Raw genomic sequence first — 26,934 nt, forward strand, 5'->3', positions numbered from 1 at the left:
TCCCTATCCGACAGGAGTCTGAAATGGAACAAGGAGATCCTGGCTTCTTGGGGCCTTTTCACCGGACTAGGATGGATCGCAGCCCTAAAGTACGGGCTGACTTTCGAAGGCCTCACGAGGGCCTCGGAGGCATCGTACAACTCCTTGGTGTGGAGCCACCCGATGTTCTTCTGGGGGCTCCCCTTCACCATGGGGCTCGGGCTCCTGGCCTCCATGGTGCACGTGGACAGGAGAGCGAACGGCCCTAGGAAGGTGATCCAGATAGCGATCCTATCCACGTTTGCCTTCCTCCTCCATGTGGTAGAGGCCCTGCTCTTCGCCATCTGCTCATCACTCACCTCCCTATTGGGGAGGAGAAGGGAGACCCCTGTGGGGATCCTCACCTCAGGTATCCTGCTGTCGCTGCTCTATTCTGCCCTAGGGGGTTATGGGAGCTTAATACCTAGGACCTCCATTCTCCTAATCTTGATCCCCATGCTGACTCTAGTAGCGGTCTCTCTCCTCGGGAGATGGGGGCTCCCGAGGGTGAAGATCGAGCTGAGTGGAAAGACCTTGTCGGAGCTGCTGATGGCCATCTGGGCCGCTGGCCTAGTCGTGTGGATCCTCCACATGGACGACCTGAACCTGAGCTCCATATACCAGCTGGGTCAGGTTCCTTGGTTCCTATATCCTATCCTCCTAGGTGTTCTAGCCCCACTCGCAATTCTCTCCCTCAGGGAAGGGGTGGACAGCCACTTCCTGATCTTCGTAGTAGTCAGCATCCTGATGGGTAGGGCGATAACCCTGTACAAGCTCCAAGGCGGTCAGGTACTCTACTGGGAACATAGATTCATATTTTACACCGCGTTGGGCTTGGCCGTCCTATCTTCTCCCCTGCTCAGGAGGATTTCGAGGGACAAGAAGCTGGGAGGACTGCTTCTGGCTGCTATAGTGATGGCAGGTTACTCCTCGACGGTTCTAAGCGTTCAGGAGTGGCATCAGATGAATGTAAGGTCACTGGGGACCCTGAACGACGTCGATTTCCAGTTCGCCCTCGATAACCCGATTAACGGAAGGTCTAGGGCCCTCGTCCTCACATCCTACACCTCATCCCTAGCCTACCTGCTCCTACCTAGGAGCTATGCGAGGTCTCCAGATCCTTGGATGCCAGAGGGACCGGAAACAACCCTGCTGTCCCTCTACTCACTCTTCAAAGGCGGTGAAGTATCTGCAATATCGACCCTAGCCGATCTGGCATACTTGGGATCGAGAAACTCGTCACTAAGCTATCTGATGATGTTCATGGGCCCTATCGTGAGGTTCCCCTCCATCACTACATTGGAGGTATCGGATCCGCCCGTTCCCACCTCAAAGCTGGCAATAGTCCTTCCGTCAGATACCTACATGATGAGGAGGGCCCTAGCAGCCTACGAGCTGATAAGGGAGGAGCTCCCGATCCACACCACGTACCGAAGCGATGATCCCGGAGCGCCGGCCGGCCTCTATGTAGGACCCTCCTCCAGTACGGTATACCTGAACGAGACACTCCCCACGTCCCTCCATGATCTGAGGTGGTTATTCGTCATAGGCAACTTCTCCGAGGGGACTGATGGATTGAGCTCGGGCGGGGGCAGGAACTTGGCGGTGACGGCGTACGAACTGGATGAGGGCAGGTATGATTTGAGGGCCTGCGGAAGTGGGGGTTACGTGGGCCTTATATACGGTTACAAGGGAACCGGAGATTACAGGATCCTCCAAGTTTACTCCGAGGGTTACGCTATTCACCGGGTAGTCAGTAACGGGGAGGTGAGATCGAGCCAGCCCGTCAGGCTGGCCAGAAGGGGAAGGTGCCTGAATATATCGCTGACCCTAGATAACGGGCTCAAAGCCGTGGTAAACGGTCAGATCATAAACCTGCCACGAGTGGATAAACTGGGTCTCCTAGGACTGGAGACGGGGGATTTCAAGGGGAACTTAAGCGGGAGAGTGGTGGGGATTCACAGACTGGACTGGGATCCTCCTAAAGGATCTCAGGTCCTCAGAGTCGACAGCGGTCCCATGGCCGACTGGGTGAACATCGCCCTAGAGGACATGAGAAAGGCGAAGGAGAGGTTTCCTGGACTGAACTTGACCCTGAAGGGCGATGGAAAGCCCCCCAAGATAGTGGCATCTGCTTTCCATCTTAGCGCGAGCGGCTCCATCCTGATTAGGGGAAGACCCGTCGAGGTTATCTCCGGCGATCTAGAGGTGAAACAAGATGTAGTGAGGGCGAAACGCGCGGTGCTAAGGAGAGGTGAGGGGTTCTACGCTGTCTTCGAGTTGGAGGGTGTGGAGGGAGCTAAAGGAAGGGTGGAGATCAGATTCAGACTACCGATCGAGATGGAGATAAACGGTAAAGTGGATCTGAATGGCTATCACAGGTTCGGCAGCATCGTCTCCGACCTATCGGACGTTTCCTTTAAAGAAGCCAATCTTGAGATAGTAGCAGCTGATAAGGTAATACTCCTGTCCAAGATAGAGGTCCCAATCAAGAGCACCACTTCAGCAGTCAGGGGGTTCAACGAGCTCAAGTACCTACCCGAATCCGCGGCAGTGGCATTAATTTCTTTCGTTATAATCAGGTATCTAGATTCCAAATATTTCGATAGATACGCGCCAACTAGGAGGCCCAAGAGGAGGCGGACTTCCTGAACCACTCGAAATAGTTATCACTCTTCCCCGCTCGATGATAACAGGGTGGGGACGTTACAAGAAGCCAGGCAGAGAGTGACCCGTTTGATCGAGCCGAAGAGGGAGATAAGGAAAAGAGAGGACAGGATGAAGCTCTATAGGGCTGTGAAGAGGTACGGTAGGCTCGAAATTCTCTCCATGATAGTCGGTGCCATCTCGGGTCTGGCCGCGGTCTCCTTGGATTTCGCCATAGAGGTGTTCAGGGATTTCCTAGAGTATTTGGAGAGTATGTATACGCTCGGTTCCTTGGATATCGGACTGATCCTAGCCCCGACCTTGGGAGGTCTGGTTTCGGGGATCATCACTTGGAAGATAGCCCCTGAGGTGAGGGGCCACGGTATCCCCAGCGTGCTGGAAGCGTTCCTCCACAAGCAGGGTATCATCAGGCCCAGAGTACCCATAGCGAGGATCCTCTCCTCCGGTGCTCTCATAGGTCTGGGTGGGAGCGCTGGGAGGGAGGGGCCGGTCGGTCAGGTCGGCGCGGGCCTCGGTTCCTTCCTAGCCCAGGTCTTCAAGTTGCCCATACGTCCTAGGAGGATACTCCTGATATCCGGCCTCTCGGCGGGGATAGCGGCGGCCTTCGACGCCCCCCTCGGTGGAGTCCTGTTCGGAGTAGAGGTCTTAACGGGCTCCGTCCATCCAGTGGAGCTGATTCCCGCATTTCTGGCTTCCATCTCAGCTGTATCCGTCTCTTGGACGCTCAGGGGGGCCAAGCCCATAATCTCAATACCCTCCCTTCCCCTGCCCAACCCCGTAGAGCTCGCACCACTCTTAGGACTAGGTGTTGTGATAGCCCTAGTATCTAGGATATGGGTTGACGCCCTGTACGGTGCTGAAGATCGTTTCAGGGACGTAGAACTCCCAGAATGGCTGAAACCCTCGTTGGGTGGGTTAGGAACCGGTCTGATAGCTTACTGGTCCCTAGGTTGGGGGATAATGGGACCCGGCTTCGATGGACTCAACAGGATACTCTCCGGGCAAGGGTGGCTCGAGTTCCTCGTCATGCTGGCCCTCCTCAAACTACTAGCCACATCTCTCTCGATAGGATCTGGGGGGTCTGGGGGGATATTCACGCCGACGCTCTTCATAGGGGCCGCCGTAGGCGCGGCCTATGGACAGGTCCTCCACGCCATAAGCCCCTCTCTCTTCCCCCATCCTGAGCTGTTCGCCGTAGCGGGAATGGCGGCACATTTCACAGCAGCAGCTAGGGCGCCCCTCACGGCCGTTGTGCTGGTCACCGAGCTTGCTAGGAGCTACGCCCTGATCCCCGCCCTGATATCTTCCTGCGCCACCTCGTACTTCCTCTCCCTCTTCCTCCTGAGGAGCACTATGTACACTAGGGAGCTGGAGGAGAAGGGGGAGAGGGTAGTGCAGGTGGGAATGGAGACCCTAGACAGAGTTAGAGTGGAGGACGTGATGGTGAGGAATGTGGTTACGGTCACATCGGATAAGAGCTTGGAGGAGGTGCACGAGCTCATGCTTCATACCCATCACATGGGCTTCCCCGTGGTGGACGCCCAGGGGAACCTGAAGGGGATGGTGACGTTTGAGGACCTCATGAGAGTTCACAGGAGGCTCTGGCCCAAGGTGAAGGTGGAAGGGGTTATGAGGGGAAAGATACTGAGCGTGAGGCCCGACGACACCGTCCACACCGCCGTGGAGAAGATGCTGAGATGCGGGGTAGGGAGGCTCCCGGTCATAGAGGATGGGAAGCTAGTAGGTCTTATAACCAAGACGGATGTCTTGAAGGCCTACGGAAAGGCCGTGTCCATGAAGGACTTGGATGAAGCTGCCTCAATCTGAACCGCCGCGAAACCTTAAATGGAGACATTATCATATGTTTAGGGTTGCCCATGGGGAGGTGCGCCCTCTGCGGCAGGGAGAACGTGAGCCTTCTTTGGGCGGTTCACAAGGAAAAGGGCGGTATATGGGTCTGTGCAGAGTGCTGGAAGTATCTATTCGAGGAGAACCTGCTCGTATCGGGTTCTGGGGAGTCGGGCTGTGGATGCTGACAGCGGGAAGGCACCCCTCTGCCGGGACCAATTAAGCAAGCGAGTTCAGGTCCGTTTTCCCCCACACTCATCGACCATCCGCTCCACCCACGCGATCGCCACCGACCACGGATAGTATCACCTCCCTCAATTCCCTAGCCATTTCCACGTAAGAAGAGGCGACAATCCTTTGGAGATCTAAGATAGCTGCCGAGTACATCCCATGGCGATCGGAGGGCATCCATTGATAACGTAGCTCGAGTATGTGAGGCTTGGCACCTAGGACAGCAGCCCCTCCGATGGGCTAGAAATCGTACCTTAAAGCTAAAATTTAGTCCTCTTCTGATGATAGAGGTAAGGAAATGCCGGAGTGCAAGGTCTCGATCTTGGTGGCCCTGCCCACAGTGATGCTCGTCCTCCTAGTTGTCGGCGGGGTTCACCTCCTGACCATGGAACGGTTACACAAGGACGTGAAGGAACTGGAGGTCATAGACAGGGAGATATTCTACTTGGACACCAAGATAGAGCAGCTGAGGCAGATGATAGCTCCCGTGGTGCTCAGGGGCTTCTGGATCCAGAACACCACGGAGGGCGTGGAGGTGCTTTACAGGGACAGGGTGGTTTGGAAGGGCGATCCCCATGCGCTGAACACCACCTACACCGTCGAGTACTTCGGGAAGGTCATCATAACCAACAGGGACGGGAAGGTGGTGGTCACCACCGAGGACGGGGTTTTCAAGTACTATCCCAAAGGGAAGTGGGATCAGGGATCAGCCTATTTCGTCGATTACGTCATGAAGAAGCTGAAGCCCCTGATCGAGTCCTCCAGCAGTAAGAAGGCGGAGAGGCAGGAACTCCAGGAGAAGATATCCAGAACTAGGCAGGGCCCCTACGTCCTCGTGTTCCTGGCCATGCCGCTGGTCTCGATACTAGCGATGTACATGGTCCTCTCTAGAATTGGCCTCGGTAGGGACTACGCCGAGCTCTTCAGGAGCCCCTACATGACCCTCCCTACCGCCATGGTCTATGTGATCCTCATCTACCTGACCTACCTATATCACACAGGGATCCTCCTGCCGGTGCACGTCTTCCTGATCCTGTACGCCCTCCTATCGATACCCTCGATAGCGGCCCTCCTCCTCTACTATCATGAGGCCTGCGCCGAGTGAGTACCTCCTACCCTTATTAGATTCCGAATCCTCGCTGTATTATGGACAAGGTATTCCTTCATCGGCTGAGTTACGAGGAGGCTCGAGACTATTTCTCTAGGAGGGACCTCGTCATCATTCCGGTGGGATCGGTCGAGCAGCACGGGCCGGCCAATCCCCTCGGGACGGACACGCTTATAGCCTTGGCCCTAGCTAGAGAGGCCGCATCCAGATCGGGGATCCTCTCTCTACCTGCGATACCCTTCGGGATATCCTTCCATCACATGGGCTTCCCCGGAACGGTGACGGTCAGCGAGGAGTCTCTAGCCAGCTACCTGCTCGATGTGATCAGGTCCCTCTCCAAGTGGGGGGTGAAGAAGGTTTTAGTGGTGAACGGTCACGGCGGAAACCTTCCCACCCTTCAAATAGTGGCGAGGAAGGCCATGGACGAGCTGGGGATCAGGGTCTACGTCTACCAGTGGTGGACCTCCGGATCCAAGGTGCTCTCGGAGCTCTTCGGCGAGGACGAGAGGGGTCACGCATCGGGAGCGGAGACCTCCCTGAACATGCACCTCCACCCGGAGCTGGTCAGGAGCGAGAGACTCGTTGACGAGGAGCCCAGGGGATCGTTCGAGAATAGGGTTTTCCGCTTCGTCTACACCCACGAGATGTCGGATTCCGGGGTGTTCGGCAGGCAGAGCTCCTCGAGCCCGGAGAGAGGGGCAGCGTTATTCGAGAGGCTAGTGGAGGATCTGCTGATGGTCTTGAGGGAGATAGAGGGAAGGAGGTGAGCTGCTGCTGGCCATCGCCTCACCTACCCCCTTCCTCACTTCACTGCTTTCAGGGACTCGAGCCAGTTCTTCCCCTTCTTCCCCCTGAGGAGCCCCACAATCCCCATCGGCAGGTAGAGGATCGATATGATGAGGGCCAGCCCGTAGATGAGGGTGTAGCCGAAGGGGAGCCAGCCCCTCAACACCTCCTCGGCGAGGTATATGACAACGGCACCCAGTACGGGACCCTCTATCGTGTAGAGCCCCCCGAAGATGGGCATTATCATTGCCGCCACGGATATGGCGACGGAGAAGGCCTCGTAGGGGTAGACGTATGTGGTGTAGCCGGCGTCGAATCCCCCGGCCGCTCCGGCTAGAAGCGCGCTAAGAGCGAAGGCCAGCACCTTGTACTTCGTCGGATTGACGCCCAGCACGGACGCAGCATCCTCATTCTCTCTTATAGCGGAGAACGCGTAATTCACGCCGGTCTTCTCCAGCAGCAAGACTAGGAGGATGCTCATTATCGCTATCCCTAGGATCACGTAATAGTCCACGACCACATTGCCCCCGAAGATCGGAGGCACCCCCACACCCATGGCGCCTAAGGTGACGCCTCTGGCGTACAGGAAGAGCACCCTCATCGCCTCGGCGAATGCCAACGTAGCTATCGAGAAGTAGGCCCCCCTCATCCTGAGGGTCAGGAAGCCCAGGGCGACGGCCATTGGTAGAACAGCCAGTCCACCCACCAAGGGACCCAGTTCCATGGGCACGTTAAAGTAGACATTGGAGAGGGCAGCCGCGTAGGCCCCTATGCCGAAGAGGGCAGCGTGACCGACGCTCAAGTTACCGGTCCTAGCTAGGATGTCGAAGCTTATGGCCAGCACCACGTACTTGAGGGCCCCTATGGCCACTCTAGTGGTGTACTCGCCGCTCAGCAGTGGGAAGATGGCAGCGACTAGGCAGACGGCGTACACCAAGGTCCTATCCCTCTCCATCTCATCACCTCCCGAACAGCCCCTTGGGCCTCAGCGCTAGCACGGCCACTATCACGGCGAACGCTATCCCCGGCGCCAAGCTTCCACCTTGGGGCACGAACGCCCCTACAAAAGCTTCTGCTAGGCCGAGAACCATGCTGGCCACTATCATTCCTAGGTAGCTCCCCATTCCCCCCAGTATGACGACGCCGAAGGCCTTCAGGGTCAGCTCCCCGCCTATGAACGGGTTTATGTACAGGTTGAGGGTCACTAAGGAGCCAGCAACCCCCGCCAGAAGGCTGGCGATGCCGGAGGTGAGCAGGTAGATCCTGTCCACGTCTATTCCCATAAGGGAGGCGGCCATGGGATCTTGACTCACGGACCTCATTGCCCCGCCGAGCTTCGTCCTGCTCAGAAAAACGAGGAACCCGAGAGTGAAGCCGAAGGCTATAAGGAAGGCTATCAGCTTTCCCAGCCCCACGCTCACCGGACCGAGCTGCAGGACGCTTGAGGCGTAGGGGACCTCTATCTGCCTCATGTCGCTGGTCCAGAGTATGAGCGCCAGGCTCTGGAGGAATATGGAGAAGCCGAAGGTCAGGGCGATCTGGTTGTAGGCCGGAGCCTTTAGCACAGGTTTCAGGGCGGCTCTGTAGAAAGCTAACCCGACGAGGAACATGAGCGCTGCATTCACGGGGATGAAGGTTATTGGATCCATGCCTAGGAGCTCGGCCGCCCAATAGGAGAAGTAGGCAGCTAGCATGATCAGATCTCCGTGGGCGAAGTTCGTCACGTCCATGACCCCGAATATCAGGTTCAGTCCCAAGGTGACTAGCGCGTAGAATCCACCCAGAAGGATGCCGTTCACCACGACCTGCAGCACCAGCTCTGACTGCATCGCTCGATTCCCTCTCTCTTACCTGAAAAAGGTGAGGTGGAGGTCAGCCCCTCTCGGACCACTTGGGAACCGGGTAGATCAGCTCCCCCGTTTTGTACTCCTTGGGGTAGAGGATGGCCACCTTGCCGCCCTGCCACTGCACTACAAACAGCTTGTCCACAACCTGATGAAGCGTCTTTCCAGTCTGCTTGAACCTCACCGTCCCCAGCGGGGACTTGATCTCCACCTTCTCTAGCGCGCCGATCAGCTTCTCCTTGTCCAGGCTCTTGGCGTCCTCTATGGCCTTCACCACCATCTTTATGGCAGTGTAGCCGAAGGGAGCCCAGTACTCAGGCGCCCTGCCGAACTTGGACTCGAACTTCTGGACGAAGGCCTTGGCCTCCGGTGTGTTCAGGTAGGGGGACCACACATCCACCCCAGCGACGTAATCGCCAATATCCTTCGGATAGTTCGGGAACTCCGGGGCGACTATGAAGATGAGCTTCGGATTGAAGTCGTTCTCCTTGGCGTTCCTGAAGAACACCGGGTAATCACCGGGGTACCCGACTATGTAGAAGACATCCGGATTCTCCTGCTTGGCCTTGAGGATGACGGAGGAGAAGTCTGAGCTCCCGGTCTTGAAGGCCTCTCCAACCACCTCCCACGGGGCATTCCTCTCCCTGCTCAGGTTCACGAAGTACTCGTAGCTGGTGGTGCCGTACACACCGTCCTCGTAGGCGACGAAGATCTTCTTTGGGATCTCCTTCATGTGATTCAGGAAGTACTCGATGACCGTGCCCTGCCTGTGGTAGTCCCACGGGTGCATGTGGAAGAACCACCTCTCCATGCCGACGAGCTGCTCTACCTTCACCGAAGATGCCCCCAGCACGAACACAAGCGGCTTGTAGTTCTTGATCGCATTCATGGAGGCGTAGGTGACGGTGGAGGAGTAGAAACCTATGATTATCGGGACCTTCTCCTTGGTGATCAGGTCGGTCGCCCCAGTTATAGCCGTGTTGGGGTCGCCCTTGGTGTCCCTTATCACTAACTCTACTGGCTTGCCTAGGACGCCACCGTTAGCGTTTATCTCCTCCACAGCCATCTTCATGCCCCTCAGAGCCTCCTGACCTGCTGACGCGTACGAAGCGGTGCTCAAAGGCAGAATCACGCCCAACCGGATCCTATCCGGCAGGCCCCCGGCGCTAGAGGGGGCCTGTCCAGACATGAGCACGTAGGCCCCCGCGACCACCACGATCAGAATGACGATTGCAGCCGCTGCAACTTTCATATCCATAAAATCACCACCCTTCAAAGCGGGCAGACCTAGAGGAGTTGGGAAAAACTTAAAGGCTTCGGCATCTTACTTAGGTCTTGGAGCGTTATTTAGTCTATCAGCGATATCAGCGATGCGCTGAGTAGCTTGGGGGGTCGTCAAAATGACGGGAGGCATAGTGGCGATAAGGGACCTTAACGTGGATCCGGACTCGCTGGACAGGGTCATCGAGGTAGTGAACATCCACAAGTACTTCGGTGGATTGAAGGCCCTCAAGGGAGTTTCCTTCCATGTGAAGCCTAGGGAAGTGTTGGGGATAATAGGACCGAACGGCGCCGGCAAGACGACGCTTTTCAACGTCATCACAGGATTTCTCAGACCTGAGAGGGGGAGGGTCATCTACCTGGGCCACGACATCACGGGGAGAAGGCCCCATTATCTAAGCAAGCTCGGTCTTGCTAGGACTTTCCAGATAGCCAAACCCTTCGAGGGAATGAGCACATTGGAGAACGTATTGATAGGGCTACTGTTCGCGAGGAGGGGCAGAAACGAATTCAGGGTCGGAATGAGAGATCTGATCCGCGAGGCTAGGAGTATACTAGAGGTGGTGGGATTGGGGCACAAAGCCGATTCCCCTGCAGGCCATCTCACCGTCGTCGAGAGGAAGAGGCTTGAGCTGGCCAGAGTGCTAGCTATCGAGCCAACAGTCCTCCTGCTGGACGAGGTCATGGCCGGGCTGAGCAGCCAGGAGGTGGAGTGGGAGGTCGATCTCCTCAGGAGGATAAAGGAGGAGAGGGATCTCACTGTTGTGATGATAGAGCACGTGATGAAGGCCATAATGAGTTTCAGCGACCGCTTGGTGGTGCTCCATCACGGCGAGAAGATAGCGGAGGGCAGACCGGAGGAGGTGGCGAGGGATCCAAAGGTGGTCGAGGCCTACCTAGGTGAGGATTAGATGCTAGAGATAAGGGGGCTAAATGCCGGTTACGGGGAAGTCCAGGTACTGTGGGACGTCAGCCTGAGGGTGAATAGGGGAGAGATAGTTTCGCTGATCGGGGCGAACGGCGCCGGCAAGACCACCACGCTGAAGAGCGTGATGGGCATAGTGAGACCTTTCAGTGGGGAGATAGAGTTCAACGGGGAGGGGATAACTGGACTTCCTACTCACCGGATAGTGAAGATGGGGCTCTCCCTAGTGCCTGAGGGCAGACACCTCTTTCCGAAGATGACAGTCATGGAGAACCTGAGGATGGGTGCCTACGCTGTGGACAGCTCTAAGTACCAGGACCTCTTGGAAAGGGTCTTCCAGATATTCCCAGTCCTCAAGGAGAGGAAGAATCAGCTTGCCTCGACCCTGAGCGGCGGGGAGCAGCAGATGCTTGCCATAGCTAGGGGACTTATGAGCGATCCGCAGATACTAATGCTGGACGAGCCCTCCTTGGGCCTGGCGCCCAAGATAGTCAAGAGGGTCATGAAGGTCGTCTCGGAGATAAGGGAGGAAGGGGTGACCATCCTGCTGGTTGAGCAGAACGCCAAGATCTCATTGGAGATCTCTGACAGGGGGTACGTTCTCGAGACGGGCAGGGTGGTCTTGGAGGGGGACAGCGAGGAGCTCCTGAGGAACGAGCACGTCAGAAGGGCTTATCTTGGTTTGATGTAGATGCTTCGCCTTTTTCAGTATTTATGCGACCGAATAGAAGTACTATGGAGAATTAAGGGCCAACTGAGAAATCAGAAGTATGAATTAAAGAAAAATAGGAAAAGACACCCTTAGAATCCCCATGAGTGGTATATGGACCTAGTGGAATACCTGTCCAGAGTGTTTCTAGTACTGAGAAAGACCACCTTGTTCTCAATTATTAGAAAACTCCTGAAGAAAGAGCGAGATTACGGCTTCGTGGATACTTGGGTGCTAGTGAACACAATAGCATCCGCTATATTTTCTCTAATGACGCTTCAAGGATGCTTGGGATATTTAGGCGTTTTAATCTGCTTATATAGTTGTTACAGGGTTCTGGAGATACTTATATATCAAATTAACGTGGTCTTCTTTGACTGGTACAGAAGGAGAGGTTCCCTCCTCCCCTATAGAGTTAAGAATCTAATTAGATCGAATATCCTAGTTATGTTTAACTTTGCGGAGATTATGTTCTGGTTTACGATAACTTATAAATTACTGGGCATTAGACCTTCCAGCTACAATGCGGGGTACTTAACGTATCTGCTCATGAGCCTCTCGGTGATGACAGGATACGGGATAGTGCTGCCTGATGTAGTCAATCCTTTAGCGATGGTAGTTGTACTGATCCACGGCTTAATAGGAATCTTTCTGATGTTAGTCGTCATAGCGAGGTTCGTATCAATGATTCCACCTATCGCTGAATTACCTGAAGGAGTTGCCTCTTAGTTTACTGATCAGTAAAATTTTAAGGATTTATCAAAAATTAGGAAGATTAGTGATGGCAACTTGACGAGCATAAGTAATGAACATTATCTTGAAACTGGTATGATCGTCCTTTGAGGTCAGGACCATGGATTCTACGCTCCACTGGCACGAGTTCGTGAGGCGAGATGCCCCGCTCGTCATATACTATCCAGCATGCGGTGGCGGAGAGGAGTGCATGACCGCCTGCCCCTTCTCTAGCGAGGTATGAAAGCTCAGGACAATGAGAGTTTCGCTGTTTGGAGTAAGTGAGAGGCCGAGGAGGAGGCCTGTGATGGTGAATCCCGAGGCATGTCGCCGATGCTATGTGTGCGTTCAGGCATGCCCCACGGGGGCTCTCAGGGTCAACGAAGGTACTACGTTCCATGGCAGGTGCAGGGAGGCACTCATCCTGATTCACAACATCCTGAAGCTTCCCTTCAAGAGGAGGTACGGTGTCAGGTTCGTCCTCAGGAGGGAACACATTCGGAGGTTCCTCGTGAACAACTTCAGAGTTGCAGCTAGCTAGTCGGTTCGCGCGTCGGGTTGGATCCCACGGCGCCCCCCGGCAGGATCCTCCACGTAATTATGGTCAGTGGAATCAGGCCTATGGCTGCGATCCCGAAGGGGAGGGGCGGATAAAGGCTGTAGGCTATCCCCCCAACCCCCGACATCATGCCGGACAGGTTACCCTCGAGCAACCCGCTTATCGCGCTGACCTTTCCCCTGACCTCCCTGTCGGTGAGATCCGCCATGAGGGCGAACGCTGCTGGTCGTGACGCGAAGGCCACGGCGATGAGCATCGAGCCCAACACGTACAGGGGTTGATCTTTGGGCGCCAGGGCAAGCATCCCCAGACCAGTCGCTCCGGAGGCGTATCCCAGCGCCATGACCGCGCTCCTGCCTACTCTGTCAGCCAGATATCCTGATATGAGGGTCGTGAACGTTGACTCGAAGCTCATTGCTGTGGAGATGAGCCCCCAGAACTCCTCGCTCACCCCCAGTATCTTGACCGCGTATATCTGGGCGAAGGGGAAGGACATCCTGTAGAGAGCCCTCACCGACGAGGTTACCATGAGAAGCCTACCCAGATCCCCTTTCAGCAGTTTGAGGGCGCTCAGATACTCCCCCAACGCCTGCCTGAATCCCAGCTGGACCTTCCTCCTGTGGGTCTCGATTAGGAGGGTCCTTAACAGGCCTGCCGACATCACCGCTAGGGCCGTGACCGAATAGAGGAGCCTCATCGCATCCTCCAGTCCCATGGCCGAGACGAGGACCGTGGCCAGGGGCGGGCCCGCCAGCGCAGTGAGCTGGGAGGGCGTTTGAGAGGCGGTCAACCCTTTCCCCCTAGACTCGGGGGGTAGGGTGTCGGCGACTATGGCTTGGACTGCCGGCTGGTACATTAGGGCGACGCTCCCCACCACTGTGCCCCACAGCACCCACGTCCAGTCGGGCGCGAGGGCGTAGAGGAAGTAGGAGGCCCCGTACAGGGTCGTCATCGGGACCAAGATGCGCTTCCTTCCAACTGTGTCGGCCAGGTAGCCGCCTATGAGCCTTGAAAAGGCCAGAACGATAGTTCCGACCATCACGATCAGGCCGACCTCTACGGGGCTCCCCCCGAGCTCCAGTATGTATAGGGAGGAGTAAACGCCAGTAGCAGAGGTGAAAGGACTCATGATCGCCCAGGTAGCGGCCATCACCCCCAAGTTCCTCTTGATGACGCGCCTCTCCATCACGGACACCCATAATGAGTGATCTGACTGCGCGGCCTATGTCTCCAGCCACCTAAGGTACTCCCCTAGATTGGCCCTCTCCGCCCCAATCGTCGTGGGTTCCCCATGTCCGGGCAGGACCGCTGTCGATGGGGGGAGTTCCATCAGCCTGAGGAGGCTCTCCCTCATTCTCATGGGATCACCGTGCTTGAAGTTGGTCCTCCCGATATTCCCCTTGAAGAGCGTGTCTCCAGTGAACACAGCCCCCAGCTTTCTGATGTGATAGCAGACACTGCCGGGTGTGTGGCCGGGCGTATGGAGGGGCTCTATCGAGAGGGAACCGATCCTCACATCCCCTTCAAGAGGCTCCAGATCGGGAAGGGGTCCCATGTTGAGCGGCCAGAAATCGCTGAGGACGGAGATGTCCTCCTCATGTGCTAAGGCCCTCACATCCATATGGTCCGCCAGCTCAGGGAGCCCTGCAATGTGGTCGAAGTGAGTGTGAGTCACAAGCACGAGTCTCAGTGAAGCTTCCTCCCTTCCGAGGACGTTAAGGATCTCCTCGGCTGGGGGACCTGCATCGATCAGAACAGCATCTCCACGCTCCTCATCCACTAGCAGGTAAGCGAGGCTCTCGTACGGTCCGCAGCAGATCCTGACCACCTTGGCGTTCATCCGAATCCCTCTGCCGGATTCAGGGCTGATGAGTTCGGTCTCGCAGGCACCCATCTCTCGATTGCCGTTGAGACTGATCCATTCTAATCAGGCGCGAGCATGACTTCCCTTTAATTTAAATCTGGATAGGACGAGACCTGAGGAGATGATTCGATTAGCTCCCCGCTCGTCCTATATCACCGAGACTAGCGAGGCCTCTTCAATCGACAGATCGATTCTGCCTTCTATCAACCTTACACTCACTCGCTTACCCGTCTTCTCCTCCATGAGGACGGTGCTCCCTATCACGATTCCCCTCTCAGCCAACCTAATCCTCTCGTCCGGATCCGCCCGGACAGCCACGACCTTACCGGCTTCACCCGGCTCTAAATCCGAGAGCCTCCTCATTGGGAGTATCACGGCCTCCTCATCCGCCCTCAGAACAGGTCTCCTCCCCCACCTCAGGTAGAAGTGAAAGCCCTCCAGCCACCTCGGCAGCCCGTGGGGACAACCTTCCATGAACTCTATGAATTTCAGGAGGCGGTCGTAGGTCTCCTCGCTCAGGTGATGTTCCATCCCGCAAGCGTCCTTCTCAGCCACCCTAGGGTTCACTCCGAGGTACTTGGTGAGGAACTCGAAGAGGAGGTTGTGCTTGGTCTGTATCTCCTCAGCTATGCGCCTGCCCTCCTCAGTCAGCTCGATCTCACCATGTTTCTCGTACTTAACTAGGCCCTGACCTGCCAGGGACCTCACCATCTGCAACGCCGTGGGCATCCTGACTCCAAGGGCTTCGGAGAGTGTGACGAGCCTCACCTTGCTTCCCTTGGACGATAGCTGGTATATGGTGCGCAGATAGTCTTGGGCCCTCGGGGTAAGTTCGGCCATCCAGCTTACCCACCAGAAACCTATAACAAATTTTCGAGTCAGGGACTGGGTCCTGCAACTTGTCCAGCTGGGCCTTGGATCCCAAGACTCGTCATCATATGCCCTTCTAACCTCTTAGCCCCTTTGGTCTTTCTACGTTTCTTTGGACCACCCCTCCTACCTCTGATGTCGGCTGGAGCCCTATAATCACTTGAAACCGCTCCCGTTAGAACCCCTACGAAAGCGGCCAGCCTCGAGTTAACACTTATACTTGCAAGTTTAAGGGCTACTCCCTCTCGTTGGGGAGTGCCGTCACTGGATATCGTGGCAGTGCTGGCTAGTGGAGAGGTCATCCCTCGTAGATTCTCCTATGATAGACTCGTTCTGGCGGGCTGGTCAGGAAGGGACAGGGATGAGGTAATGGCTCATGTGGAGGAGTTGAAGAGGATAGGCGTACCGCCTCCCAGCGAGGTTCCCCAGTTCTTCAGAGTGGGACCCAACCTCCTCACGACCTCCCGTAGGATCGGAGTACTGGAGAGCAGGAACAGCGGGGAGGTAGAGTACGTGATCCTACTCGAGGGGGGAAGACCGAGGTACGTCACGGTCGGGAGCGATCATACTGACAGGGATGTGGAGAGGACGAGCATACCGTTATCGAAGCAACTCTACCCGAAGGTCATCCCGCCCATTGTATGGCCTTACGAGGAGGTGGTGGACCACTGGGACGAGCTAATTCTGGAGCTCAAGGTAGATGGAACCCTCGCCCAGAGCTCCAAGGCTGAAAGATTGCTTAGGGCTGAGGAGCTGATCGATAGGGCGGGGGTCGAGGGAAATGCCGTCCTCTTCTCCGGATCGATACCTTGGATCAACGGTGAGATGAGGTTCGGAAGGGAGTACAGGATGGAGATCAGGGATCCCGTGCTGGGAAGGGGGATAATCTACAGCTACATAACTCGCAGAGCTTGATAGCTGGCTGACTACCGCCATATCATTTACCCAGCGTTAACCTGCGAAACGGACTCGCTAGAACACCGTTTATAGTGAAACCGAAGACCAGAATAAAAATTATAATCTACACCCCCGTTACAAAATCGGGGATACCTCCGGTCCCAAGGGACCGGTTGGGTGAACACGGGACCACCCCTCCTAGTAAGGAGTGGGAAGCTGCGGAATTCCCACAATATTTAAAAGTTTCCATTGATAAAAAATATTAGGGAGTGGGGAGGTGAAAGATTTTGAGAAGAAGAGGGGCCTCGAAGCCCGTCACTATTTTGGTCTCCCTCGTCATCGGCGTCCTGATCGGTGCAGTTATAGGTTACGCTCTATCACCGAGGGCCCCCGTAACCACCACTGTGACGGCTCCTTCTGGTGATCTGGAGAAGTTGAAGGCTGAGAATGAGCAGTTGAAGGCTAAGGTGGAGGAACTCACCAAGAAGCTGGCATCCGCTGGTGAGGGAGAGATCACGATAAAGGTGTGGACCATAGGACCGGATCCGCCCAGCGAGTACAGGCTGAAGAACTTCCAGATAGCAGCTGACATGCTCAACAAGTGGTTAGCAGCTTTGGGATCCAAGGTGAGGGTGAAGATCGATGGCCAGTTCTTCGTCAGGCCCGTGGAGTGGGGTGAGTACAAGAACAAGTTCTACCTCGCCTACAAGTCAGGGAAGGCTCCCGACATATATCTCACCGGCCATGAGGACGTCGGATTCCTGGCCGCGAACGGTTACATAATCCCGCTCGACGATTACATAAAGGAGTACTGGGATGTGGTCTACTACGACGTGATCCCCACCTTATGGGAGGCGGTTAAGTATCAGGGCAAGATATGGGCAGTTCCCCAGGACACAGAGGCCAGGCCCATGTACTTCAGGAAGGACGTATTGAAGAAGCTCGGATGGAGCGATGAGGAAATAGCACAACTACCGGAGAAGGTGAAGAGGGGAGAGTTCACGCTGAAGGACCTACTAGAGGTCGCGAAAGAGGCCGTGGACAAGGGACTGGTTGAGCGGGGCATACTCCACAGGGTCAAGGAGGGATACGACTACTTCCAGTTCTATCTGGCGTATGGGGGCAGACTGTGGGACGCTCAGAGTGGCAAGATGGTCTTCACCAAGAGCGCCTGGAAGAAGACGCTCCAGTGGTTCCACGACGCGGTTTGGAAGTACAAGGTGATAAGCCCAACCCAGTTCTCGGGTGACTGGGACAAGGACTTCCACGGCCCGTTCACGCAGGGGAAGGCCCTGTTCCTGTCAGGCGGTACTTGGCATAAGGGAGAGTGGGTGAGCAAGGGACTGCTGACCAACGAGGAGTTCAACGAGAACGTAGGGTACATGCTGCACCCAGCCGGTGAGCCCGGAAAGGAACCTGTGACGCTAAGCCACCCGCTCATCTACACGATAACCAAGCAGGCACAGGAGAGGGGAGTAGCCGATGTTGCCTTCCTCCTGATAACCCTGGTGACCGATCCGCACCTGAACGCCAACCACGCGGTCCAGAGCAGCCATCTGGCCATCCTATACAGTGAGATAAGCGACAGCAGGTACAAGAAAGAGCCCTTCTTGGCTGATGTGGCCTACATGCTCGATTACACCACGTTCATTCCGAACCACCCCAAGTGGGGAGACTACAGCAGGATAGTGTTTAACATCCTCAGAGGAGTTGAGAGCGGTGATCTAACGCCTGATCAGGCCTTCAACGAACTTCTGAACGGAATTAAGGGACTGGGCTCAGACGCCGTCATAATAGAGGACTGAGCCCTCTCTCCTTTTTTTTGGGAGGTGTCCGTCTGGGATCTCGAATTAGGTTCAGGAGGAAATACTTGGCAATCTTCCTCTTGCCGAGCTTCGCACTCATAGTTGTTTTCTATCTGCTCCCGGTCCTGCTCACGCTCCTCATAAGCTTCACCGACATGGACTACAGCTTCCAGTGGAACTGGGTGGGACTGAAGAACTATGTGCAGATGGTAAGCGATCCGATAGCGGGGAAGGTCTTCAACAACACCCTCCTGTATGTTTTCTCGACTCTAGCCCTCTTCAATGTGGGGGCAGCCCTAGTAATCTCCCTAATCACCGTCCACATACCTGAGAGGGTGGGTCAGGGATATAGGGCCCTGTGGCTCCTCCCAAGGATAACTCCCTCCACTGTATACGCCCTCCTCTGGCTGTGGGCTGTGAGGCAGGATCCAACAGCCCTCTTCAACTGGATCTTGGGTTTCTTCGGAATGGAACCCGTTAACTGGCTCCACAAGCACCCCTGGCCGATCGTCATCCTAGTTAACGGGTTCGTCGGGGCCTCGTTCGGCATGATAATATTCACAGCGGCTTTGAAGAGCATTCCCGCCGACTACTTGAGGGCGGCAAGGGTTGACGGGGCCTCTACCCTTCAGATAATAAGGCACATAGAGCTGCCCCTGATAAAGTGGCCCCTCATGTTCGTCACTGCCTACCAGACACTCTCTCTGCTCACCTCCTACGAGTACATCCTACTCGTGACTAATGGGGGACCAGGTTACTACACCACCGAGGTGTGGGCCCTTTACAGCTACCACCTGGCCTTCGCCCAGTACGGTGGGATAGTGAAGTTCGGCTACGGTGCTGCTTTAGCCACGGTGCTGGTCATCCTCGGTCTTATACTCTCCATCGCCTACTGGAGGGTCTTCAGGCTGAGGGAGCTGATGGTGGAGCCAAAGATAGAGGTGTGATCATGGTATCGAGGAAGCACCTCCCGTGGATCGCCTTCATGGCCCTCCTCACCCTCCCCATAGTTCTCCTCTACACACTCCTCTTCGCCCAGAGCGTCTCCGAGGAGGTCGTGGGGATATTACCTGTGAACCTGACCCTCTCGAACTGGGAGTTCCTCAAGGATGGGAACATAAGAGTCCCGGGCACGACCACACAGTACTATCCCAATGTCTACGCGGTCACCCTCAACACCCTCGCCCTAGCATTGACTGTAGCGTTCCTCGAGCTGATCTTCAGTTCCCTAGCTGGCTACGCCATCTCTCGCTACAAATTCAGGGGGAGAAGCGCCTTCCTTGCTCTAGCGCTGGTGCTCCACTCCTTCCCCGGAATAACTCTGTTGATAGCCCTCTTCTACATACTGAACGTCATGGGCCTCTATGACACGCTACTGGGTGTGATAATAATCAAGGTGGCGCTGGACATGCCTCTAGACATCTGGATAATGAAGGGATTCTTCGATGGCATCAGCTGGGACATGGAGATGTCCGCTCTGGTTGATGGGTGCAGCAGGCTCCAAGCTTGGTGGAAGGTGGTGATGCCAAACGTCAGGAACGGGCTGATGACCGTCCTAATATTTGGCTTCCTCTCAGGCTGGAGCGAGTTCATCTACGTCCTCACGTTCATTTCCAGCCAGGACTACTGGACCTTTTCCATGCTGGTTTACGCCCTCACCACCGGTGAGTACTCATACATAAACCCGGGCGTGACCTCGGCCGTCGCCATAATTTACATGATTCCCGTAATCCTGTTCTTCCTGTTCGCCCAGCAGTACCTTCTGAGGATCCAGATAGCTGGGAAGGGAGTTGCATAACATCCCTTCCCCCCTATTGCCATATCCTTCACCCCCGTCTCAGCTCGCGATCCCGGTCCAACTCCATGAAGCTAGGTGAAAGGAGGCGGGACCATCGAGTTCGAGGTCAAGCAGCTATGGAGGATCGCAAACTCATCTCTGATCCCTTGGTTCGAAAACTCCCAGACCGTCGTATATCACCTTGGAGTGCTCTAATAGGATTTTCACATCCTTTCTCCCCAGAGAATCTTTATTGATCACTAATAGGTCGATGGGAACCCCTCTTGGCCTTAGTCTCGAAATCTCAGCCGCCATTTCCACCTCGTCGAAGCCACCCTCCATCACAACGATGACATCAAAATCGCTGGAGGACCTATGCCTCTCAGCAGCCCTTGAGCCGAAGAGGATAATGGTGCAGCTTGGATATCTCCGCTTCAGAGCCTCGATAAACTTGTTAAATAGTTTCTCGTATGAGGAAACTTCCTCTCTCCTCCTCCTGATCAGGGCTGCCTCTCTATGTTCTCTCTCACCCATTTCACTATTCCCTCCGCGTACTCTAGACACCTCTCCGCGCTACTTTTACGATACTCCATGGACAGGGAATAACGAGATGCCGTATAGTGGGGATTCAGATAATCCGCGGCATCGATCACTTCTTCTGGGACCTTCATATCTCCTGCCAGACTTTCCAGCAGGAGCCTTAGATCGTGTGTGAAGGGATACGTACCCGCTAGTTCGAAAAGGACGCCCTTGAGGTAGAGCTCTACTGCCTGATGGGCGGATAAGCACGTTAGCCAGAACCTGCCTTTTTCAAAAGACTCCTTAGCGGTCTCTAGCAGGTCCATTGCCTTCCTCCTGAGATCCATCCCACGTCAATGTACCTGACTAGATAAATAAGTGATAGTCGCATGTCGTACTGACATTCTCCAGCACTGCCTCGGCTGTTAACCATATCAACCGACACGAGGAGTCCTCGTGAACCGTATAAGGTAACAGCCTAGACCCTCCTTTAACCGTGGACTTCATAGGTATATGGGTGGATTGGGACGATTACACTCTAGGCGACGGGAATCGTCTCGAAAAAGAGGTCCGCGCGCATTGATGCTGTTGACTTGACATTTCAGAAGACCATCAGAGATAAACTATTCCCTAAGTGGGGTTAACAGGAAAGCTTGACGCCAGCCCAGTGACCTGCGATGGGAAGCTGGCTCGAATAATTCACGGAAATTTCAGTGAAGGCCAGCGATCTGTTCAAAGGAGGTGAGAAGCCTCCTGAAATATCCTTCGAATTCGAACTGATCATCATTCGATCAAAGCAGGCTCTCCCCGGTAGCCTTGTCGAACAGGTACACCTTCTCAGGGGGTATTTTGAACTTCACCCTCTGGCCCATCCTCAGGTCTGATTCGGCACCCGTGACCGCCTTTATGTGCAGCCCATCTAAAGAGATGGTCACCAGCAGCTCCCTGCCCAGAGGCTCTATTACATATACTTCCCCCTCTAGCTCTCCGTCCTCAGTAATCTCCACATCCTCGGGCCTGATGCCAAGCACAACCTCTGAGGGTGCATCATCAAGGCTCAAATCTCCTAGCTCGATCACCCTTCCATCGAACTCGAACTTGAGGGGCTTGCCGCCGGTGACGGTGCCCTCTATGAAGTTGGTCGGGGTGGTCCCTATGAAGCCAGCCACGAATATGTTCGCTGGCTTTCTGTAAAGCTCCTCTGGCGGACCGTACTGCTGAAGCCTGCCGTTGTTCAATACCGCTATCCTATCAGCCATGGTCATCGCTTCCAGCTGATCGTGGGTCACGTATATGGTGGTTATACCTAGGTCCTTCTGGAGCCTCTTCAACTCTCCCCTCATCTCCACCCTGAGCTTCGCATCCAGGTTACTCAGAGGTTCGTCCATCAGGAACAGGTCTGGCTCCTTAACCAAAGCCCTGGCCAAGGCTACCCTCTGCTGCTGCCCTCCGGAAAGCTGGCCGGGCTTCCTGTCCAACAGGTCCTCTATGTGCAGCAGTTCGGCAACCCTTCTGACCTTCCTCTCTATCTCCTCCTTCGGCACCTTCTTCAGCTTGAGGGGGAAGGCTATGTTGTCGAACACCTTCATGTGGGGATAGAGGGCATAGGTCTGGAAGACCATCCCGACGTTCCTGTCCTTCGGCTCCAGGTCATTGACCACCCGGTCGTCGAAGTATATGTACCCCTCCGTTGGTCTGTAGATCCCGGCTATCATGAGGAGGGTCGTGGTCTTACCACATCCGGAGGGCCCGAGGAGGGCCACGAATTCGCCGTGGGCCACCTCCAAGTTCAGGTGGTCGACAGCCACCACCCTCCCGAAACGCTTGGTGAGGTCAACGAGCCTTACTGAGACCATCCTTCACCTCGAAGGCATACTGGGATCTATAATAACCTTTGTGAGGTTCCCTAGGGAGTTTCGGATACCTTCCAACTTTACGGGAGCTGGAGGATTGGAGAATCCGACTCAATGATGATCAAGCTGGAGCTTAGGTCAGCCGCTCCGGTTAGTCAACCTTTTTAGGTCACATCTTGTTTCATAAGTGAATGAAACCCGAAGACTGGCTGCACAGGGCTGAAATGTTCCTCAGAGCCGCAAGGAGGAACTTGGAGGCCGGAGACTACGCCATATCTTGCTTCGACTCTCAACAGGCCGCGGAGCTTGCATTAAAGGCCCTGCACATATGCAGGTTCGGCTCAAAACCCTACACACATAACTTGGTAGCCTTGGCCGAACCATTCGGGCTCGAACACGATTTTCTGCTCACCCTATCCCTGTTCTACACCCTATCAAGGTGTCCTGAGGGTGAATCCATCTCCTTCTCTAGGGAGGTGGCCCTGAGGTGCGTCGAAACGGCGAGTGAGGTGGTGGAGTTTGTCAGGAGGGAGATGGAGGGAGGCTGTTGAGGAGTTCGCGGGGTGGGTGAGGGAGCGCTACGGTGGGGGTGTAGTGATAGTCTTCGGAAGCAGGGCCAGAGATGAGAGCTATGCCGCAAGCGATACTGATCTCTTAGCGATACTGGACCGGTCTGACTTGGACACGCTATTGGAGCTGTTCAGGAAGGCCCACCTAGTGGGGATCCCCAATCCAGAGGTACACCTGTTCTCTGTGGACGAGGCTTTCAGGGAGGCTCGGGGGAACACTGTGATCATGGACGCGCTGCTCGAGGGGATCACGTTCTTGGACACCTTCGGGATTGTGGAGGAGCTGAGGAGGAGGGGGCTAGAGAGGAGGAAGGATGGATGGTGGCCGTCCATATCCCATCCCACCACTTAGCGCTGTGGGTGGGCCTTGCGAGAGGGGGAAGCGACCCAGCTTCGAATCACCACGCTGTCATAAAGCGAGAGCTTGATTGGAGTCATGCCTTAACATCCCTGTGGGGGCTTCTTGACTCCCGGTCGAGTTCCTCGCAACGATGGACCTTTAACCGAGAACCCATCCATCTACTGACCCCAGCACCCTCCATGCTTGGATCCGGTGGGTCAAGGGACCTAGCCCCTCACGGAAGCTCGGCCTGTGGAGGAAACGCAACTTGATCCTCCAGACTATCGGTCAGCCCGGGCCCTGAGTTACCTCAGTAGCTCGTGGAGTAGGCGGTAGGTGCTAGCGGAGAGTCCCCCATCCATGTCGTAAATGGCTCCCGTTATGTAACTAGCATCATCCGAAGCTAGGAAGACGGCAAGCCTCGCTACATCTTCTGGCCTCCCCAATCTCCCTGCAGGAGTGAGCCTTTTCCTCTTTCTAAGCTCCTCCTCGGTGTACTCGCTCATCAGCATATCCGTTAGTACTGGCCCCGGGCATATCGCGTTGACCCTGACGCCCTTGGGGCCCCACTCAACGGCTGCCTGCCTCGTCAGGATGATTACTCCGGCCTTGGACGCGCTGTAGGCACCCCCACCCTCCAAGGGCGTGTGCCCAGCCACGGATGCTACATTAACTATGCTCCCGCCACCCTGACGGATCATCCTAATCCCAAAGCTCCTCATCGCGTAGAAGACGCCGTTCAGATTCACTAAAATGACCCTATCCCATTCCTCAGGGGACACTTCCTCGAGCGGAGCCTTCGATATGATGCCCGCGTTGTTCACGAGGACATCCATCTTCCCGAACTCCTCGAAGACTATGGACGCCATCTCCTCCACTTGGTCTGGATCTGAGACATCAGCCCTCACCGCTATAGCCCTTCTCCCCATCTCCCTTACCCTCTCCACGATTTCCTCAGCTTCCCTCGATCTCGTCCTATAGTTTACCACAACGTCAGCTCCCTCTCTAGCGAACTCCGTGGCTATGGCCCTTCCTATCCCTCTGCTGGCGCCGGTGATCACCGCAACCTTATCCTTCAGCTTCATGAAACCCCCTTCTAGATTGACGGGCTAACATAAATCGGTGATGCCACTCCACCGACAGCGACTATTTCGAGCCTTTGATAAGGACGTGCGCGAGCGGACACCGAGATATCACAACTAGTCGAGGACGCTCATCTTCCGACTCATTGAGGTAACTCTCAGATAGGTACTCGTCTCGTGATATAATGGATGTTGGTAATTCTCCCGCTATCGCTTAAAGATGGCAGCTTCATGGAACAGGGGGATGTGATGGTCGCCATCAGGAGGATGAGGGACGAAGATGTCGAGGAAGTCGGGAGGATGTACGCTGACTTTTACTCTTACCACAGAAGGATAATGGGGAGCGATGTCACCTACTCCCCCGAGTGGGGGATTGAGGAGCTGAGGGCAGTCGAGGGCACGGTTCTCGTGGCAGTAGATGGTTCCGAGGTTGTGGGTTTCGCTAGGGTCAAGGAGGATGAGGGGGCTTATTTCCTGAAGGAGATATATGTGAAGCCGGAGCACAGGGAGAGGGGAGTGGGGGAGTCCCTACTCAAAGCATGCGAGGAGGAGGCCGGGGGGAATCTTTACGCTAGCGTCATTCCAGCTAACTTAGCGGCACTCGATTTCTTCCTGAGGGAGGGCTACTCCTTCCTCAACTCGTTGGAGCTGACTAAGGCTGATGGAGAGGTGGAGACAGTCGTCTTGGGGAGGGTAGTGGAGGCCGTCACGCCAGCTGGCTTCAAGCTGGGAAGGCTGAACTACGAGGTCTTGGAGGGGGAGTACTGCATATCGATTTGCGATGAGGTTCCCTCTAACTTCTTGGCCATGGTGAGGGATTCGGGGGAGCTGACGGTTGTAAGCAAGACGCGCTGCGGTGAGAAGGCGGAGTGCGGATATAGGGTTATAAGGTTTCCGAACCTGCCCTTGGAGCTAGTAGGCCTGATGGCCGTGATATCTAACTCCCTGGCCTCGGAAGGGATTTCCATACTAGCGATCTCCTCCTATAGCTCCGACTTCATCCTAGTGAAGGAAAAGGACTTAGAGAGGGCTCTCAACTCCCTCAGGAGGATCTCCACTCTAAGGAAGACGAGCTAAGGTGGACTACCTCGGAAAGTCTTGCCCGTAGAGTGTTAAAATATCGTAAAAACGATCGAACTATCGGAGGTGTTGAGAAGTATGGGGGAGGTCAATCACAGCTTTATTAGTAGGTAAGGCTCCCGCGAACAGGGCTAGGTAAAGAGTCATAACTTCGATGAGGGGAACGAGTTCCTTCGGCCCCCTATATTGACGGGAATGGAGAGTAGGTAGAGGAGTATCAGGATTAAGAGCGCGATATGGGAGAGAACCGTCTCTAACACGGTAATCACCACTAGGACTAGGGAGATCAAGGTACAGGATCTGACTATGATAAATAGGGCCCTTGACCCTTCCCTACTTAGTCTGATATCCCCGTCATACTGGGCCGTGAGAGGCTGGGAGACCAGCGATCAGGATTGAGGACGCGATAGGCAGATGCCACTTAATCTACCCATCACAGGGGGGGATGCAGGCGGCACAGCCACTATCCCCCACGGAGCTAGGAGGTACCTGATCTTAGCCAGTATACGACTTATAGGACTAGGATCAGCCCCTTCTACTGCTATGTCCAACCCCGTCCCAAGAGACAGGGGCAGCAGAGTCGCTGACGTGACGGGATCCTCCACGAGAATGAGGGAGAGCGAAGCGCCCACTAAGCTGAGGAAGGACCAGAGGATCTCCCAACATCACTAACCATCCCCATTCCTCCGGAAGATCGCCCTTTAGGGCTAAAGCGACATAGCTGCATCGAAGCTAAAACTCCCGGTGGATGAGCGAGCGGATCTTGCTTGGTTGATAACACCCAACATAGACGCGATGTCGACCACTCTATCCTTTTAAGCCCGTGCCTAGCAACAGCGACTCCTCGCATAGATGCTAAAACTATCTCTCCCTCCCCTCGAGGCACTACGTTGATGAGAGCCCCTTCCACCTCGTCATCGCTGGACTAAACCCCCTATTCCCCAGATCATCAGGGATTTACGGTACAGATTTAACCGATTTAGGATACCGAGAGGATTTCACCGTGGCGCAGTTACCTGAAATCGCTTCCCAAACGCGAGAAGATAAAATCTAAACGGAAGTGAGAATGGCCCATGACATTCCTCTCAAAACTTTCAGAACTCCCTGCTACTACTGCCTGATCTCTGCTGCGTTATACGGATCCTTGCTGGTCCCGGGCCCTCACAGGGTGGCATCGCTGCTAAGAGCCGCGGTTTTGGGATTTTATATCTCAATAACCACCTTCCCTCTGCTTCTCCTCCTCGCGATGGAAGGAACACTTGGGTTCTTGAATACTCGAAGGGAACAGGCAACCATTCCCTAGATCCAAGGAGGCTTAGGGAATGGAGCCCCTAGGTTAGGGGGAGGTTTTTCTACACGATGGTGGGAAGTATGGGTCGAACCAATCTTATTAACGCATGTGCGGAAGCCATCCCCCGTCCCTATCTACCTTCCACCATCTCGTTACCCGAGAACCTCTTATACCACAAGAAGCCCTTTGGAGTAACTACGTGCAGCTCTATCGGTGCCTCAGTGGCTTTATACACCCTGACCATAATCTCATACTTCTTTTCTATCTTTTCGGTTACGA

Annotated in this window: 29 protein-coding genes; 17 read left to right on the top strand and 12 right to left on the bottom strand. The window is 55.2% G+C overall.

Going from position 1 to position 26,934, the window contains the following annotated elements; all coding sequences use genetic code 11:
- The 3 genes from QI197_08340 to QI197_08350 form a co-directional block, all read left to right on the top strand.
- Positions 1 to 2,670 (top strand): hypothetical protein (locus QI197_08340; protein ID MDK2373367.1); only part of this gene is annotated, 2,670 nt, incomplete at its 5' end.
- Between the two features lie 84 nt (positions 2,671 to 2,754).
- Entirely contained in the window at positions 2,755 to 4,512 is a 1,758-nt protein-coding gene (locus QI197_08345) for a chloride channel protein (protein MDK2373368.1), read from the top strand.
- Positions 4,513 to 4,562: 50 nt separating this feature from the next.
- Positions 4,563 to 4,721 (top strand): hypothetical protein, encoded by a 159-nt coding sequence (locus tag QI197_08350; GenBank protein MDK2373369.1) that lies wholly within the window; start codon positions 4,563 to 4,565, stop codon positions 4,719 to 4,721.
- Between the two features lie 67 nt (positions 4,722 to 4,788).
- Here QI197_08350 and QI197_08355 read toward each other — a convergent pair whose 3' ends face one another.
- The gene (locus QI197_08355; protein ID MDK2373370.1) at positions 4,789 to 4,941 is read right to left on the bottom strand and encodes a hypothetical protein; all 153 of its coding nucleotides are present in this window, start codon (positions 4,939 to 4,941) and stop codon (positions 4,789 to 4,791) included.
- A 121-nt stretch (positions 4,942 to 5,062) separates the two neighbouring features.
- On the opposite strand from QI197_08355, the gene QI197_08360 reads away from it, so the two are divergent.
- The gene (locus QI197_08360; GenBank protein MDK2373371.1) at positions 5,063 to 5,869 is read left to right on the top strand and encodes a hypothetical protein; all 807 of its coding nucleotides are present in this window, start codon (positions 5,063 to 5,065) and stop codon (positions 5,867 to 5,869) included.
- Between the two features lie 41 nt (positions 5,870 to 5,910).
- Positions 5,911 to 6,639: a creatininase family protein gene (locus QI197_08365; GenBank protein MDK2373372.1), complete on the top strand. Its 729-nt coding sequence runs from the start codon at positions 5,911 to 5,913 to the stop codon at positions 6,637 to 6,639.
- 35 nt (positions 6,640 to 6,674) lie between these two features.
- Here QI197_08365 and QI197_08370 read toward each other — a convergent pair whose 3' ends face one another.
- The 3 genes from QI197_08370 to QI197_08380 are packed head-to-tail and all read right to left on the bottom strand — an operon-like array spanning position 6,675 to position 9,760.
- On the bottom strand, positions 6,675 to 7,613 hold the full coding sequence (locus QI197_08370) for a branched-chain amino acid ABC transporter permease (protein ID MDK2373373.1): 939 nt from the start codon (positions 7,611 to 7,613) through the stop codon (positions 6,675 to 6,677).
- Positions 7,614 to 7,617: 4 nt separating this feature from the next.
- Positions 7,618 to 8,487, bottom strand: a complete 870-nt coding sequence (locus tag QI197_08375; GenBank protein MDK2373374.1) for a branched-chain amino acid ABC transporter permease — start codon at positions 8,485 to 8,487, stop codon at positions 7,618 to 7,620.
- Positions 8,488 to 8,530: 43 nt separating this feature from the next.
- Entirely contained in the window at positions 8,531 to 9,760 is a 1,230-nt protein-coding gene (locus QI197_08380; protein MDK2373375.1) for an ABC transporter substrate-binding protein, read from the bottom strand.
- A 142-nt stretch (positions 9,761 to 9,902) separates the two neighbouring features.
- Here QI197_08380 and QI197_08385 point away from each other — a divergent pair, with 142 nt between their 5' ends.
- The 5 genes from QI197_08385 (at position 9,903) to QI197_08405 (ending at position 12,690) form a co-directional block, all read left to right on the top strand.
- Complete coding sequence (locus QI197_08385) at positions 9,903 to 10,694, top strand: ABC transporter ATP-binding protein (protein MDK2373376.1); 792 nt, start codon at positions 9,903 to 9,905, stop codon at positions 10,692 to 10,694.
- Positions 10,695 to 11,399, top strand: a complete 705-nt coding sequence (locus QI197_08390) for an ABC transporter ATP-binding protein (protein ID MDK2373377.1) — start codon at positions 10,695 to 10,697, stop codon at positions 11,397 to 11,399. It begins immediately after the preceding gene.
- A gap of 132 nt (positions 11,400 to 11,531) precedes the next feature.
- On the top strand, positions 11,532 to 12,146 hold the full coding sequence (locus QI197_08395; protein MDK2373378.1) for a hypothetical protein: 615 nt from the start codon (positions 11,532 to 11,534) through the stop codon (positions 12,144 to 12,146).
- Positions 12,147 to 12,270: 124 nt separating this feature from the next.
- Positions 12,271 to 12,393 carry a hypothetical protein gene (locus QI197_08400; GenBank protein ID MDK2373379.1) on the top strand — a complete coding sequence of 41 codons (123 nt, stop codon included), beginning with the start codon at positions 12,271 to 12,273 and terminating at the stop codon, positions 12,391 to 12,393.
- 12 nt (positions 12,394 to 12,405) lie between these two features.
- A complete protein-coding gene (locus QI197_08405; GenBank protein MDK2373380.1) occupies positions 12,406 to 12,690 on the top strand; it encodes a 4Fe-4S binding protein in 285 nt (94 codons plus the stop codon).
- Here QI197_08405 and QI197_08410 read toward each other — a convergent pair.
- From QI197_08410 to QI197_08420, 3 genes are all read right to left on the bottom strand, one after another.
- A complete protein-coding gene (locus QI197_08410) occupies positions 12,683 to 13,894 on the bottom strand; it encodes an MFS transporter (protein ID MDK2373381.1) in 1,212 nt (403 codons plus the stop codon). The genes QI197_08405 and QI197_08410 overlap by 8 nt on opposite strands.
- A 36-nt stretch (positions 13,895 to 13,930) precedes the next feature.
- Positions 13,931 to 14,548, bottom strand: a complete 618-nt coding sequence (locus QI197_08415) for an MBL fold metallo-hydrolase (GenBank protein MDK2373382.1) — start codon at positions 14,546 to 14,548, stop codon at positions 13,931 to 13,933.
- A gap of 171 nt (positions 14,549 to 14,719) precedes the next feature.
- Positions 14,720 to 15,412, bottom strand: a complete 693-nt coding sequence (locus QI197_08420) for a metal-dependent transcriptional regulator (protein MDK2373383.1) — start codon at positions 15,410 to 15,412, stop codon at positions 14,720 to 14,722.
- Between the two features lie 285 nt (positions 15,413 to 15,697).
- Between QI197_08420 and QI197_08425 the strand changes: the two genes are divergently transcribed.
- The 4 genes from QI197_08425 to QI197_08440 all read left to right on the top strand — a co-directional run bounded on the left by QI197_08425 (position 15,698) and on the right by QI197_08440 (position 19,942).
- Positions 15,698 to 16,357 (top strand): DUF2848 family protein, encoded by a 660-nt coding sequence (locus QI197_08425; GenBank protein ID MDK2373384.1) that lies wholly within the window; start codon positions 15,698 to 15,700, stop codon positions 16,355 to 16,357.
- Positions 16,358 to 16,626: 269 nt separating this feature from the next.
- On the top strand, positions 16,627 to 18,144 hold the full coding sequence (locus QI197_08430) for an extracellular solute-binding protein (GenBank protein ID MDK2373385.1): 1,518 nt from the start codon (positions 16,627 to 16,629) through the stop codon (positions 18,142 to 18,144).
- A 65-nt stretch (positions 18,145 to 18,209) separates the two neighbouring features.
- Positions 18,210 to 19,091 (top strand): sugar ABC transporter permease, encoded by an 882-nt coding sequence (locus QI197_08435; GenBank protein ID MDK2373386.1) that lies wholly within the window; start codon positions 18,210 to 18,212, stop codon positions 19,089 to 19,091.
- A gap of 2 nt (positions 19,092 to 19,093) precedes the next feature.
- The gene (locus QI197_08440; protein ID MDK2373387.1) at positions 19,094 to 19,942 is read left to right on the top strand and encodes a carbohydrate ABC transporter permease; all 849 of its coding nucleotides are present in this window, start codon (positions 19,094 to 19,096) and stop codon (positions 19,940 to 19,942) included.
- 132 nt (positions 19,943 to 20,074) lie between these two features.
- On the opposite strand, the gene QI197_08445 is transcribed toward QI197_08440, so the two are convergent.
- The 3 genes from QI197_08445 to QI197_08455 all read right to left on the bottom strand — a co-directional run bounded on the left by QI197_08445 (position 20,075) and on the right by QI197_08455 (position 22,296).
- The gene (locus QI197_08445; protein ID MDK2373388.1) at positions 20,075 to 20,455 is read right to left on the bottom strand and encodes a nucleotidyltransferase domain-containing protein; all 381 of its coding nucleotides are present in this window, start codon (positions 20,453 to 20,455) and stop codon (positions 20,075 to 20,077) included.
- Entirely contained in the window at positions 20,422 to 20,787 is a 366-nt protein-coding gene (locus QI197_08450; protein MDK2373389.1) for a HEPN domain-containing protein, read from the bottom strand. The genes QI197_08445 and QI197_08450 overlap by 34 nt, the downstream gene beginning before the upstream one ends.
- Positions 20,788 to 21,231: 444 nt before the next feature.
- On the bottom strand, positions 21,232 to 22,296 hold the full coding sequence (locus QI197_08455) for an ABC transporter ATP-binding protein (protein MDK2373390.1): 1,065 nt from the start codon (positions 22,294 to 22,296) through the stop codon (positions 21,232 to 21,234).
- 188 nt (positions 22,297 to 22,484) lie between these two features.
- Between QI197_08455 and QI197_08460 the strand changes: the two genes are divergently transcribed.
- A complete protein-coding gene (locus QI197_08460) occupies positions 22,485 to 22,844 on the top strand; it encodes a HEPN domain-containing protein (protein MDK2373391.1) in 360 nt (119 codons plus the stop codon).
- Complete coding sequence (locus tag QI197_08465) at positions 22,813 to 23,214, top strand: nucleotidyltransferase domain-containing protein (protein ID MDK2373392.1); 402 nt, start codon at positions 22,813 to 22,815, stop codon at positions 23,212 to 23,214. Before QI197_08460 ends, QI197_08465 begins: the two co-directional genes overlap by 32 nt.
- Before the next feature lie 293 nt (positions 23,215 to 23,507).
- Here the strand turns inward: QI197_08465 and QI197_08470 are convergent, their stop codons facing one another.
- Entirely contained in the window at positions 23,508 to 24,287 is a 780-nt protein-coding gene (locus tag QI197_08470) for a 3-oxoacyl-ACP reductase family protein (protein MDK2373393.1), read from the bottom strand.
- Positions 24,288 to 24,533: 246 nt separating this feature from the next.
- Between QI197_08470 and QI197_08475 the strand changes: the two genes are divergently transcribed.
- Complete coding sequence (locus QI197_08475) at positions 24,534 to 25,361, top strand: GNAT family N-acetyltransferase (protein ID MDK2373394.1); 828 nt, start codon at positions 24,534 to 24,536, stop codon at positions 25,359 to 25,361.
- Between the two features lie 392 nt (positions 25,362 to 25,753).
- Here QI197_08475 and QI197_08480 read toward each other — a convergent pair whose 3' ends face one another.
- Positions 25,754 to 25,996 (bottom strand): hypothetical protein, encoded by a 243-nt coding sequence (locus QI197_08480; protein MDK2373395.1) that lies wholly within the window; start codon positions 25,994 to 25,996, stop codon positions 25,754 to 25,756.
- Between the last annotated feature and the right edge of the window lie 938 nt (positions 25,997 to 26,934).

It is taken from the genome of Thermoproteota archaeon, assembly GCA_030130125.1.
GTDB lineage: Archaea > Korarchaeota > Korarchaeia > Korarchaeales > Korarchaeaceae > Korarchaeum.